This window comes from Myxococcus sp. MH1, from assembly GCF_059738865.1.
On record NZ_AP026947.1, the window covers coordinates 10,288,425 to 10,300,331 of the forward strand.

General features: G+C 70.7%; 12 protein-coding genes. 4 read left to right on the forward strand and 8 right to left on the reverse strand.

Features of this window, described 5'->3' with window-relative positions:
* Positions 1 to 933 (forward strand): LysR family transcriptional regulator, encoded by a 933-nt coding sequence (locus AC6JA9_RS40800; protein ID WP_497958761.1) that lies wholly within the window; start codon positions 1 to 3, stop codon positions 931 to 933.
* Between the two features lie 60 nt (positions 934 to 993).
* A complete protein-coding gene (locus AC6JA9_RS40805) occupies positions 994 to 1,935 on the forward strand; it encodes a pirin family protein (protein ID WP_223750444.1) in 942 nt (313 codons plus the stop codon).
* A 43-nt stretch (positions 1,936 to 1,978) separates the two neighbouring features.
* Here the strand turns inward: AC6JA9_RS40805 and AC6JA9_RS40810 are convergent, their stop codons facing one another.
* The 3 genes from AC6JA9_RS40810 to AC6JA9_RS40820 form a co-directional block, all read right to left on the reverse strand.
* Positions 1,979 to 2,965 carry a LysR family transcriptional regulator gene (locus tag AC6JA9_RS40810; RefSeq protein ID WP_223750445.1) on the reverse strand — a complete coding sequence of 329 codons (987 nt, stop codon included), beginning with the start codon at positions 2,963 to 2,965 and terminating at the stop codon, positions 1,979 to 1,981.
* Positions 2,966 to 2,975: 10 nt separating this feature from the next.
* Positions 2,976 to 3,578 (reverse strand): hypothetical protein, encoded by a 603-nt coding sequence (locus AC6JA9_RS40815; protein WP_267698887.1) that lies wholly within the window; start codon positions 3,576 to 3,578, stop codon positions 2,976 to 2,978.
* Positions 3,579 to 3,678: 100 nt separating this feature from the next.
* Complete coding sequence (locus AC6JA9_RS40820) at positions 3,679 to 5,172, reverse strand: sensor histidine kinase (protein WP_426748877.1); 1,494 nt, start codon at positions 5,170 to 5,172, stop codon at positions 3,679 to 3,681.
* A 258-nt stretch (positions 5,173 to 5,430) separates the two neighbouring features.
* Between AC6JA9_RS40820 and AC6JA9_RS40825 the strand changes: the two genes are divergently transcribed.
* Entirely contained in the window at positions 5,431 to 5,814 is a 384-nt protein-coding gene (locus AC6JA9_RS40825) for a hypothetical protein (RefSeq protein ID WP_046716969.1), read from the forward strand.
* Between the two features lie 78 nt (positions 5,815 to 5,892).
* On the opposite strand, the gene AC6JA9_RS40830 is transcribed toward AC6JA9_RS40825, so the two are convergent.
* Genes AC6JA9_RS40830 through AC6JA9_RS40845 form a run of 4 tightly spaced genes read right to left on the reverse strand, consistent with a single transcriptional unit; the run spans position 5,893 to position 8,838 of the window.
* On the reverse strand, positions 5,893 to 6,945 hold the full coding sequence (locus AC6JA9_RS40830) for a hypothetical protein (RefSeq protein WP_223750449.1): 1,053 nt from the start codon (positions 6,943 to 6,945) through the stop codon (positions 5,893 to 5,895).
* A complete protein-coding gene (locus AC6JA9_RS40835) occupies positions 6,945 to 7,292 on the reverse strand; it encodes a hypothetical protein (RefSeq protein ID WP_223783800.1) in 348 nt (115 codons plus the stop codon). The genes AC6JA9_RS40830 and AC6JA9_RS40835 overlap by 1 nt, the downstream gene beginning before the upstream one ends.
* Positions 7,289 to 7,942 (reverse strand): hypothetical protein, encoded by a 654-nt coding sequence (locus tag AC6JA9_RS40840; protein WP_223750451.1) that lies wholly within the window; start codon positions 7,940 to 7,942, stop codon positions 7,289 to 7,291. The genes AC6JA9_RS40835 and AC6JA9_RS40840 overlap by 4 nt, the downstream gene beginning before the upstream one ends.
* Entirely contained in the window at positions 7,939 to 8,838 is a 900-nt protein-coding gene (locus AC6JA9_RS40845; protein ID WP_497958762.1) for a hypothetical protein, read from the reverse strand. The genes AC6JA9_RS40840 and AC6JA9_RS40845 overlap by 4 nt, the downstream gene beginning before the upstream one ends.
* Before the next feature lie 88 nt (positions 8,839 to 8,926).
* Here AC6JA9_RS40845 and AC6JA9_RS40850 point away from each other — a divergent pair, with 88 nt between their 5' ends.
* Entirely contained in the window at positions 8,927 to 10,171 is a 1,245-nt protein-coding gene (locus AC6JA9_RS40850; RefSeq protein WP_497958763.1) for a glycosyltransferase family 4 protein, read from the forward strand.
* A 198-nt stretch (positions 10,172 to 10,369) separates the two neighbouring features.
* Here AC6JA9_RS40850 and AC6JA9_RS40855 read toward each other — a convergent pair whose 3' ends face one another.
* The gene (locus AC6JA9_RS40855; protein WP_497958764.1) at positions 10,370 to 11,557 is read right to left on the reverse strand and encodes a glycosyltransferase; all 1,188 of its coding nucleotides are present in this window, start codon (positions 11,555 to 11,557) and stop codon (positions 10,370 to 10,372) included.
* Positions 11,558 to 11,907: the final 350 nt, after the last annotated feature.

The following is an 11,907-nucleotide window of genomic DNA, read 5'->3' on the forward strand; positions in this document are numbered from 1 at the left end:
GTGCTCGACAGCGTCACCATCGACCAGCTCCGGACGCTCCGCGCGGTGGCCGAGGAGGGCAGCTTCTCCGCGGCGGCGCGCAAGCTGGGCCTGGGCCAGCCCGCCGTCAGTCAGGCCATCCAGCGGCTGGAGAAGCAGCTGGGCCTGCGCCTCTTCGACCGCAGCAGCCGCGTCCCCCGGCTCACGACCAAGGGCGAGGCCGTGGTCGCCGCCGCGCGCCGTCTCCATGAAGACCTGGCCACCTTCCAGTCGGTGGTGGGCCGCATCAAGAGTGGCGAGGAGACGAAGCTCGCGCTCGTCGTCGACGCGATGTTCCCCACTCCCGCGCTGCTCTCCTTCGTGCGTGAGCTGGCCCAGACACATCCGGGCGTGGAGCTGACGCTGGAGGTGGAGCTGCTCTCCGCGGTGACGGAGCGCCTGCGCGAGCGCAAGGCGACGCTCGGCATCGCCGGCGCGGACCTGGACCTCACCGGCCTGGAGCAGCGGCCCATCGCGTTGTTGAGCATGTTGCCCGTCGCCGCGCCCTCGCATCCGCTGGCCCACGTGAAGGGTGTCATCACCGAGGAGCACCTCGCCTCCGCCACGCAGCTGGTGCTGAGCGAGCGGCTGCCCACGGGCAAGGCGGGCACGACGGACCGGGGCGTGCTGTCGCCGAAGCAGTGGCGCGTCGCGGACCTGATGACGAAACATGCCCTCATCCTCGGAGGCCTGGGCTGGGGCCACGAGCCCGAGCACCTGGTGCGCGAGGACCTGAATGCCGGCAGGCTCGTGCAGCTGCGGCTCGCCGCGTGGGAGGGAGGCCCTCCGCCCCGGCGCCCGCTCGCCCTGGTGCGCCGCAAGGGCGTGCCGCTGGGCCCGGTGGCCACGTGGGCCTCGAACCGGCTCACGGACCTGTGTCAGCTCGCGCTGTCCGCGGACCATCACACGACGTGATGCCAAGCATCATGGGCAGCGGCGATTTACACGTCGACTCCCAGCCTTACTGTTTGGGTCATGAGCACCACGACCCAGACACTTCCTCCCCCCACCGTTCCCCATGCGCCTCCCCGCGCGCGGACGCTCGAGAGCGTCCACGGCGGCGGGCCCCTGCACTGGGTCGGTGACGGCTTCCGCGTCAAGACGCTCGTCCCCAGTGGCGGCCTCACCCAGGAGCGCGTCAGCCCCTTCCTGCTCTTGGACCACCATCCTCCGTACGAGTACCCGGCCCTCGCCAAGGGGCAGCGCGGCGTCGGCTGGCACCCGCACCGGGGCTTCGAGACCGTCTCGCTCGCCTTCCAGGGCGTCGTCGCGCACCGTGACAACGCGGGCCACTCGGGCGTCATCGGCCCGGGCGACGTGCAGTGGATGACGGCCGCGTCCGGCATCCTCCACGAGGAGTACCAGGAGCAGTCCTTCTCCCGGCGGGGCGGCATCTTCGAGTTCCTGCAGATCTGGGTGAACCTCCCTCGCGCCGACAAGCGGGCCGCCCCGGGCTACCAGCCCATCACCGCGGCCCAGATTCCGACCGTCCCCATCGAGGGCGGCACGGTGCGCGTCATCGCGGGCGACTTCGCCGACACCCGAGGCCCCGCGCGGACCTTCACACCCATCACCCTGCTCGACGTCAACGTGCGCGCGGGGACGAAGCTCGAAGTCCCCCTGCCCCGTGGCTACAACGCCATGGTGCTCGTCGCCTCCGGCCGCGTGTCGTCCGGCGGTGAGCGGGCCACCGAGGGGGAGCTGGCCGTGTTCGCCAACGACGGCGAGCACCTGACGCTCCTCGCCGAGGAGGACACGCACCTGGTGGTCCTCGCGGGCGAGCCCATCCGCGAGCCCATCTTCCACATGGGCCCGTTCGTCATGAACAGCCAGCGCGAGCTGTTCCAGGCGATTCATGACTTCGAGATGGGCCGCTTCGGCGACATCCCCGAGGATTCGCCCGGCGCCACCCCGTAGATTCAGCGCGACGCCCGTCGGACCCTTGTGTTCCGACGGGCGCTCAGCGTCCCCGGGCCCGACGCGCGGCGGCCTGTGGCTTCACGCGGGGCTCCGCCGCCCGCGTCATCGACGGCTCCTTCAGCACCTCCACCATCAACTGCCGGAAGTAGCGCGCGCCGGGGTCCGTGTGCGTGCGCTCATGCCATATCAGCGACATGGTCATGGGCGGCGTGCTGATGGCCAGGCGCAGCCGCTTGACGGGCAGCATCGCGCACAGCGCGTCCGCGGTGCGCCCCGGCATCCCCGCCACGTAGTCCGTGCGCGTGACGGCCATGCCCGCGGCGATGAAGTGCGAGACGGACAGCGCGGGGTTGAACTCCAGGCCGTGCTCCTTGCAGAACTCCTGGAAGTAGCGGTGGCCGATGCCCGGACGCCCCTGCGCGATGACCATGCCGATGTGCCGGGAGGCGTTGAACTCCTCCTTCGTCAACGTCGACCCGCGCAGGCGCGGATGCTCCTTGCGCACCAGGAAGGCCACCTCTTCCAGGTAGAGGTCCTCGCAGAAGTAGCCATCCCGCGTCGCCACCATCTGGGGCGCCAGCGCCGCGTCCACCTCCCCCGTGGTCAGCCCGTCCGAGGCCATCAGGAAGTCGATGCTCACCACGCGCAGCCGCGCGCGGGGCAGCTTCCGGGCGAAGGCCTCCACCACCCGGGGCACGTCGCAGACATCCTGGTTGTCGCCACACGACAGCGTGAAGGTGCGCGTGCTCTCCGCGGGCACGAAGCGCTGTCCATCCACCGCCACCTGCAGCTGCGCCACCGCGTTGACCACGAGCGGCCGCAGCTCCTCGCAGCGAGGCGTGGGCACCAGGCCTCGACCGCTGCGCACGAAGAGCGGGTCCCCCAACATCTCCCGCAGCCGGGCGAGCGCGTTGCTCACCGCGGACTGCGTGACGTGGAGCTGCTTGGCCGCGTCCGTGGCGCTCCCCGTCTCCAGCACCGCGTGCAGGACGAGGAACAGGTTCAGGTCGATGGCGGACAGGTTCATGACGGCACGCTCAGGAGCGCTGCGCGCCCGACAACATCGCCGCCACCTGGGGGTCCAGGCGGAAGGACTCGAAGAACGCCTCCGCGTCGGCGGGCGGCTGGCCCTCCGGGTGGAGCAGGAGCTGCTGATAGAGCCGGGGCCCCACCAGGTAGAAGCGGCCCTTGAGCCGGCGCGGCCCGGAGATGCCCTCCACCTCCCAGCCCGGGAAGCCCTCCAGCGTCAGCGGCCGCGAGGACACGCCCGTGGCCCCCAGCGCCTCCAGCGCGCCCATGCTCGCGCGAGACACCACGTCGCCCGGCCTGGCCTGCGACACGGCCGACGCGGGGAAGTCCGTGTACGAGACGTAGTACGCCGTGGATGACTCCTTGCGCTCGGCGATGAACGTATGGAGTGTCACCTCGCCCACATCCGTCAGCTGCGAGCGGCGCTCCTCGCTCACCGGCCCCGGCAGCGCGACGGAGAAGCCTCCCTCCGTGGACTGGACGACAGAAGCCCTGGCGGCGGCCGACGGGGCCACCGGGGTCTCGGGCGCCGTCTGGCGGGAGGCACACGCCCCCAATCCTCCCACGGACAGCAGGATGGCGAGCGACGCGACCCGGCGCGAATTCTTCATAATCCCTGCGACTCCTGGCATGTGGCCCGGAAGGTACGTCCGACGAGCGTCCGGCGCACCCAGCCTCCACGACACGAGCGTCGCGCGCAACGCTTTGCGTCTAGTGCAGGGCGTCCGGGCCCCCGCCCCGGGCCTCCGCGGCCGGCCCCTCGGCGCCGTGCGCCTTCTCGCCGCTCACCCGCGCCAGCCGGACACAGAAGGAGGACCCCGCCCCGGGAGCGCTCTGCACCTCGATGTCGCCGCCGTGCGCCTCCACGATTCGCCGGGCCACGGACAGCCCCAGCCCCACCCCTGGAGCGCGCTTGCCGCGCGGGCTGCCCAGCCGCTGGAAGGGCGCGAAGAGGATGGCCATGTCCTCCTCGGAGATGCCGATGCCCTGGTCCTTCACCACCAGGAGCACGTGCTCCGCCTCCCCTCGCACCGCCACCTCCACGCGGCTTCCCGCCGGGGAGTACTTCAGCGCGTTGCTCACCAGGTTGGCCATCACCTGCTCCAGCCGGTCCGGGTCCGCGCGCACGAAGAGCGGCGCGTCCGGCACGTCCAGCTGGAGCACGTGTCCGCTGTCGCTCGAGCGGTACAGCTCCACCACGCCGCGCGCCAGCTCGCGCGCGTCCCGCACCTCCGGGCGCAGCTCCAGCTTGCCCGCCTCGATGCGCGTGGCGTCGAGCAGGTCCCCCACCATGCGGTCCAGCCGCTCCACCTGACGTCCCACCAGCGCCAGGGTGCGCTGCATGCGCTCCGGGGTGAGCTGGGCCTGGCTGCGCTCGGACAGCGCGGTGGACAGCTTCAGCGCGGACAGGGGGTTTCGCAGCTCGTGGGCCACGCCGGCGAGGAAGGCGAGCTGCTGCTCCTGCTGGTGCGTGAGGCCGTTGGCCATCTCGTTGAAGGTGCTGGCCATGTCCCGCAGCTCCGTGGGCCCGGCCACCGGGGCGCGCGTGCGCTTGCGGCCCACGCCGAAGCGGCGCATGGCCTGGCTGATGTCCTTCAGCGGCTGGAGCGCGATGCGCTGCAACAGGAGCGAGCCCACGACGAAGGCCATCAGGAGCAGGCCGCACAGCGACAGGCCCACGGTGTTGCCCAGGCGGCTGAGGTCCGCCGAGGCCTCCCGCGCCACGCGGGCCTCCTCCACGTTGAGCTGCACCAGTCGCTCGAGCGAATCGAGCGCCGCGTCCATCGCGGGCACCACGGGGGCCAGCCGCGTGCGCGAGGGCAGGCGTGCGGCCTCGCGCTGGGCCTGCAGGTAGCGCTCGAAGTCCTCCTCCACCTCCTGGATGAGGGTCCGCTCGGCGTCGCTGACGGCGTTGCGCTCCAGCCCGTCGAGCAGGAGGGGGAACGAGGCCTCGATGCTCTCCACGGAGCGCCCGCGGATGAGCTGGGAGCGGGTGTCCTGCGGCCCGGCGCCGCCGCTGAGGCGGAAGTGGTTGAGCAGGTCGATCTCCAGTTCCTCCGCCATGTGCAGCCCATCCACGGAGTTGCCGAGCGTGTTGGCCGAGTGGGTCTGCGCGTTCGTGAGGACGATGAGCGCGACGGCGGCGATGAGGGTGAGGAGGGCCAGTCCGCCCATGGTGGCGGCCAGCCAGGCACGCAGGCTCATGGTGTCTCCTGGAGAGTGGCGAGGGCGGGACGGGTCACGGTTCAAGCCCTCCTGGACTGGGGACGGGTGAGACGGCGGTGCCCCCTACCTGACTGGAGGAACAAGCCCAGGAGGTGGGGGATTCACCGAGTGGACAACGGCGCGGCGCGGGGGTGGGTTCCCCGCACGGTGTCAGCGCTGGCGGCGGGCAATCGTGCTAGGGAGGTTTCAGCGAGGCGGGCGGGCGAGAGCCTGCTGGCCGCGCGTGAGGTCACCACCATGGACATGCTCCCCCAGCCGAGTCGTACCCTGAAGTTCGATGGTTTCTGGCGCTGGCTCCAGGAACACACGCAGTGCATCCTCCGGTGCGGCTCGGTCGACGCGATGCTGTATGACCACGACGACTTCCACTGGGTGGTGCTCGAGGAGGACCGCCAGCACATCATCCAGGTGCTCAAGGGCAAGGTGCTCGTGGGCGAGCTGGTGATGGCGGGCCGCGAGGTCACCGAGGTGAACGTGGCGCCGGACCCGGACTCGGGCACCCAGGGCCACTTCCTGGTGGAGCTGATGGGCGGTCCGAAGGAGGACCCGCAGGTGCTCTACCACTTCATCATGGCGCACGGCATCGACCCCGCGCCGGGCCACAAGGACCTCAAGCACTGAGCGCCGTTGCGCCGTGTGCTCCGTTCATCGCGGAGCACGGCGCCGGGGTTCGAGATGTTTCGCCACGGACACCGAGGCTCAGGCACCCCGAGCACCAAGCAGGACGCGCTCGATGAGCGCCACCGCGTCCCGAGCGCCGTTCGCGTAGCTCGGAGGGTCGCGCCTGGGGCGCGAGTCCACCAACTCCACCGCGCGCTCCACCAGCTCCTCGGGCGTGCGCGCCAGCTCCTCGGGGCGCAGCCGCACCGCCTGTCGGTCGTAGCGCCGCGCCCGTGCGAGAGCCACCAACGGGGTGCCCGTCACCCGGGCCTCCTGCACGGTGTTGTAGCCACCCGCGCCGACGAGCACGTCCACGCCGGACATCACCGCCAGCGCGGGCCACACGCGCAACGGACGCGGCGCGCCGTCTCGCACCACGTTCTTCTTCCGGGGCGCCTTCTCGGAGAGCCAAGGCCCCGGAGGCGCGAGCCACCGCACCGGCGCCTTCGCACCGAGCCGCTCCTGAAGCCGCGCGGCGATGAGCCCCGCCTCCTCCACCTCCAGCGCGTTGCCACTCCCCATCACCGCGACCAGGGGACGCGTGTCATCGGGCGCAACGCCCAGCCGCTCACGAGCCTCCTCACGCCCGAGCCACTCCTCGCGGCCGAGCAGCAACCAAGGCTCCGTGCGCACCGCGCGCGGATGCCCCGCGAAGGGCGCGTCCTCACCCGGGACGAGCAACAGGTGGAAGTCCTCCACCGCGGCGGCGATGTCGAAGCGCGCGACGTACGTGGGGTTCAAGTCGCGATGCACCAGCACCTTGCCCATGCGCAGCGAGGGCAACAGCGGCGCCAGCTCTCCCACCAGCCCGCGAGGGAACGTGTCCACCACGAGCAGGTCCGGGCGCACGCCCTCGAGCAGACAGTCCACCGTCTCGCGCATGGCGGCCTTGCCCAGCTCCGGGCTCAAGCGGTGCACATGCACCTCCGGACCGAGCACCGCCTCCAGCGGGACATCGGGCGCGAAGGGGCTGTTCGTCACCAGCGTGACGTGATGGCCCTTCCGAGCCGCGTTGCGCGCGAGCCCCGAGGCACGGGTGAAGTGCCCCATGCCACCGCCCAGGGCGTAGATGAGCCAGCGCGCGGGAGTCATCAGCTTCCGCCCAGGTCCTCCTCGAAGGAGGCATCTTCCTCGTGGCGCAGGCTCTCGCCATCCGCCTCGGTGAAGTCATGCGGGTCCCTCGAGGAGCCGCCCCCCCACGACGCGCCCCGGCCGTAGTAGCCGTAGTCGTCGTAGTAGGTGCTCGCCTCGTCCGACTCTCCGGAGAGCACGCCCGCGCACCCCGTGCAGACCGTCTGGTCCTCTTGCGACGTCAGGTGCATCTCACAAGCAAGCTTGCCGCACAGCTCGCACGGGATGCTCGCGGGCGCCCCACACTCGTGGGGCAGCAGGAAGCCCAGCCGCACCTGACAGCCAGGATTCGCGGAAGCGGGGCTCATGGCGTGGGTCCGGAAGGCGGCTGCTGGAGCTGGTGGAGCAGCGCCACGCGCAAGGGCAAGGACACCGCCTCGAAGGCGAGGCACGCCGCCGCGTCCGCGCGCACGAGCGCATGCGTGGAGAGCGTCGTCTTGCCCTGGGCATCGCGCAGGGACACCTTGCCCTCGCGCACCTTCACGCGCGCAATCTCCGCGCCCGGCGCGTCATAGACACGGGCACCGTCATCCTCCGGGAGCACGGTGTAGAGCAACGCGCCCTTCGAGTCGGTGAGGCGCCAGCCTGGCCCCTGGATGGCGAGGGTGTAGAGCACCTGGCGCTGCTCGCCGTCGCGCACGATGATGGCGCCACCGGACGAGCCGAGCACGTACCCCAGCGCCACGTCATCGGGGCCGGAGACCTTGAGGGAGGCGCCCTTCCACTTGAGGCGCGCCAGCTCGCGCTCGTCACCATCGACGAGCTTGGCGCCATCGTCCTTGGGCTTGAGGGAGAAGCGCTCGCGGCCGTCGCCGTCCTTGAACTTGAGCTTGCCCGGCAGGGGCACGTCCTCCGCGGAGGCGGCGGTGGTCGTGGGGGCCTGGGGAGGCTCGGAGCCGGAGGGGCGCGAGCAGCCCCACGCGAGCAACAGACAGAGGAGGAGTGGGAGGCGGCTCATGAAGCCCTCGAGGTGAGGTGCTTGCCGCGCGCCGAGGAGGCGTGGAGCACCTGGAAGAGGCTCAACAGCATCATCAGGCAGGCCCGCGTCGCGTCCGGCTCCACCTTCCATTCGGAGTCCATGTGGGCGCGCATGGCGAGCTTGTCCTCCGTCACGTCGAGCCGGGACAGCTTCACCTGGGGAGGCAGCTTCACGGCCTGCTGGGCCTGCGCGCGCAGCTGGGCGAGGCCGGGGTGGCGCTCGGGCTTCACGCGCAGCTGGGCCTGGAGGAAGGTGGCGCTCTTGCGCTTGTGCTTCGTCTTGAACTTGCCGCGGGGGTTTCGCCGGCTGCGCGTACGCTTCTGGAGCCACTCGGTGAGGGAGAGGCGCAGGTGGGTGCCATCGCGCAGGCGGGCCTGGAGCGACATCCACGCATCCTCGAACTCGTTGGTCTCCCAGCCAGTGGCCGTCCTGCCCTGGCGGACGAACTTCGAGGAGTGGTCGATGGGCTGGAAGTCCAGCTCCAGTGTGACGCGCTCCTGGGGGTCGATGTCCCGCAGCAGCGGGCGCAGCAGTCGGGCGGGGAGCTGGTAGCGGCGGTCCTCCAGGTCACACCGTGAGGAGCCGGAGGCCTTGAGGTGCAGGAAGACCGCCCCCACGAGCGACAGCCAGCCGAGCCACCACGCCCACCCGCCGAGCCAGGAGACCTCCGTGAAGCCGCGAAGGATGAAGGACAGGCCGACGAGGCCCGCGAAGCCCCTCAGGGCCCATCCGCGGCGACGACGCCAGAGGCGGGCCTGTTCGGCCATGTGCTCGTCGAGGTGCCCGAGTCGATTCAGGTCCTCCATCAACACGGACACAGGCGCGGTGTTGCGGTAGCACTTCTCCACGCGGAAGCGGTCGACGTCGAAGGACACGATGGGAGCTCCCCCTCGGAGCCACGGTACGGAGGCGCTGAGTGTATGGGTCGGCAGGGGGCGGGGCAAACGAGGAGGTTGGCCGGGGATGGCCAGGCGCGATAGCACGCATGACGTGGCCTCCGCGTCCGGCATCGTCTACGCATCGTTCGACCGTTTCCCGGCCCCCAAGGGGGCAGCCGTGCACATCCGGGCCTTCGTGGAGGCGCTGGGGGCGGCTTTCGGAGGGGTGGACCTGCTGGCGCTCCGGGACGGCCCCACGGCCAGCTCGGAGCCGAGGCCCCTGGTCGAGGGCGTGACGTACCACCCCCTGGAGGCGAGAGGGCGGGACCTGGTGGCGCAGGCCCTGTCGTTCCGCACGCACCTGGCGGCGTGGTGGAGGAACCGGCCGAGGGCGCGGGTGGTCCACGTGCGCTCCATCTTCGAGGGCTATCCGGTGGCGACGCGGAAGGGCGCACTGACGGACGCGCTGGTGTTCGAGGTGAATGGGCTGCCGTCCATCGAGCTGAAGTACCACCACCCGGACGTGGCGGACGACGCGGAGCTCATGCTGAAGCTCGTCGCGCAGGAGGACGCGTGCATCGCGAGCGCGGACCTGCTCGTGACGCCCAGCGAGGTGACGGCGGAGTACCTGGTGAAGCGCGGCGCGCGGGCGTCGAAGGTGCGGGTGATTCCGAATGGTGTCGAGCTGGAGGTGTTCCGCCACGCGTCGCCGAGGATTCGAGCACCGGGGCAGCCGGTGCGGCTGTTGTACAGCGGGACGATGACGTCGTGGCAGGGAGTGCATCACGCCATCGAGGCGCTGCGGCTCTTGAGGGAGCAGATGCCCGCGGTGCTGACGTTGGTGGGGCCGCTGCGCAAGCACCAGCGCAAGGTGATGATGGACCGGTGTGGGGACCTGCTCCTGGAGGGGGCGGTGGAGCTGCGGGAGCCCCTGCCCCAGGCGGAGCTGGCGGCGCTGCATCATGCCTGTGACGCGGTGCTGGTGCCGTTGCCGGTGAACGACCGCAACTGCGTGCAGGGGTGTTGCCCGCTGAAGTTGCTGGAGGCGATGGCGTCGGGGACCCCGGTCATCGCGTCGAACCTGCCGGTGGTGAGGACGCTGGCGGGGCCGGACGAGGTGCTGCTCGTGAGGCCGGGCTCGCCGAAGGCCATCGTGGAGGCGGTGAAGGACCTGTGCGCGAACGCGGAGCTGGGTCCGTCACTGAGCCACAGGGCCAGGGCCCGCGTGGAGCGGGACTTCAGCTGGGCGAAGGCCCGCGAGGCGCTGGTGAGCGCGTACGAGACAGATCTCGGGATGACGCGCAAAGTACCGGGCGTCGTGGAGAGCTGAGGCGCGGAGCCGGACAGGCAGAGACCTCGCGAGCGCCGCACAGGCGGCCGAGACATCCTCGAGGTGGCGCCCGCTTGATGTGGCAGCCGACAAGCAACGCGCGCGGGTGGGTCGACACCGATAGATGTGGCGGCCGACAAGCAACGCGCGCGGGTGAGTCGACACCGATAGCGGTGCGATGCCGGCGCTTCCGAATCATCACACGCGAGGAACAGCGCGGGTGAGGACCCGGCGCAGCACCTCCGCCTCGGCCTCGGACTGAAAGCGCTCCAGGATGCGACGACGCGCGGCGGCGCCGATGGCGGCGCGGTGCTCCGAGGACAGCGACAGCACGTCGAGACACGCCTGTCCGAGGTGGTTGAGCAGGGCCTTGGAGACGATGAAGCCGTTGCGCTGATGGTCCACGGCCTCGGGGATTCCGCCCGCGTCACTCGCGACGACAGGCAGGCCGCAGGACATCGCCTCCAGCAGAGCGTTCGGCATCCCTTCCCAGAGTGACGGCTGGAGATACACGTCGCACAGGCGCAGGTGCGCGGCGATGGACTCCGGCGTCTCGAGCGCGCCCGAGACGAGGATGCGAGCCCCATCCTCGGGGTGCTCGGCGCGGAAGGCGACCAGGTGTTCGGCATCCCGAGGCCGCACCTCACCGATGACGAGCAGACACGCGGGCCGGGTGCGCCGCACCTCCGAGAGCGCGGCGAGCAGGAACGGCAGTCCCTTCTTGTGACGCAGCTCTCCGGAGAAGCCGAGCACCGCCTCATCCGGAGCGATGCCAAGCCGCGTGCGCAGCGAGACGTCGGCGGGGCCGGGTGAGAACACCTCGGTGTCGACGGCGTTGGGGATGACCTCCACGCGGCCATCCTTGCCCAGCAGCATGCTCATCTTCCGGCCCAGGTCGGCGGAGGCCGCGGTGAGCACATCCGCGCGCTGGAGCGTCCACAGCAGGCGAGCGAAGTCCCCGGGCGGGAACATGTGCTGGTCCACGTCATTGCCGCGAGCGCTCACGGTGGAGGCGATGCCGACAGACGCGGCGAACACCACGGCGAGGAACCCGGGCGGTGACAGGTAGTGCCCCCAGACCAGGTCATAGCGTCGACGCGAGTGCAGATACCCGAGCACGTCCAGCGTGTGTTGCATGGACAGGTCACTGCTGCCGAAGAGCCCCAGCCGATGCAACGTGACACCGCGAGCCAACGGCGTCACCTCGCCCGCATCGTCCAGTGTGCTCAACGCGCCGGGGGCCGCCGTGCGGGTCCAGGCGAGCACCTCCACCCGAGCCCCGAGTCGAGCCAGGGCTCCCGCGGTGCGGGCACCGCTGCGAGCAAGACCACCGATATCAGGCGGGAAGCGTTCAGCGAGGAGAAGGACACGAGGTGAGCCAGCCATGGGGATGAATCTACCCGGCTGGGGCTGCTTCACCCTCGTGGAATCTCACGAGCCCCGGTCGAGCCATCACTCACCACACAACAACCGGTCATCACGACGCACAAAGCCAGACGAATTGATTGGACACCCCTGGCGAATCACTCACACCATGACATCGCCCTCACTCCCCCCGGCTCGCGGTCCGTGACTCAATCCCAGCCGGGTTGGGACGCGCTCCCTCACCGCAACCGGGTGTCATCACCGCCCCACATCCTTCGACGGGAGTTCGTCCCCACTCCTCCGCGCACGAGAGGCCGGTCGCCGGAGAAAATCCTTGGAGCGCAGCTTGAGACACCCCTGTCAGCCGAGGT

Coding starts and splice junctions, on each gene's coding strand:
- AC6JA9_RS40805 (WP_223750444.1), top strand. CDS start 994: ATGAGCACCACGACCCAGACACTTCCTCCCCCCACCGTTCCCCATGCG.
- AC6JA9_RS40810 (WP_223750445.1), bottom strand. CDS start 2,965: ATGAACCTGTCCGCCATCGACCTGAACCTGTTCCTCGTCCTGCACGCG.
- AC6JA9_RS40815 (WP_267698887.1), bottom strand. CDS start 3,578: ATGAAGAATTCGCGCCGGGTCGCGTCGCTCGCCATCCTGCTGTCCGTG.
- AC6JA9_RS40820 (WP_426748877.1), bottom strand. CDS start 5,172: ATGAGCCTGCGTGCCTGGCTGGCCGCCACCATGGGCGGACTGGCCCTC.
- AC6JA9_RS40825 (WP_046716969.1), top strand. CDS start 5,431: ATGGACATGCTCCCCCAGCCGAGTCGTACCCTGAAGTTCGATGGTTTC.
- AC6JA9_RS40830 (WP_223750449.1), bottom strand. CDS start 6,945: ATGACTCCCGCGCGCTGGCTCATCTACGCCCTGGGCGGTGGCATGGGG.
- AC6JA9_RS40835 (WP_223783800.1), bottom strand. CDS start 7,292: ATGAGCCCCGCTTCCGCGAATCCTGGCTGTCAGGTGCGGCTGGGCTTC.
- AC6JA9_RS40840 (WP_223750451.1), bottom strand. CDS start 7,942: ATGAGCCGCCTCCCACTCCTCCTCTGTCTGTTGCTCGCGTGGGGCTGC.
- AC6JA9_RS40850 (WP_497958763.1), top strand. CDS start 8,927: ATGGCCAGGCGCGATAGCACGCATGACGTGGCCTCCGCGTCCGGCATC.
- AC6JA9_RS40855 (WP_497958764.1), bottom strand. CDS start 11,557: ATGGCTGGCTCACCTCGTGTCCTTCTCCTCGCTGAACGCTTCCCGCCT.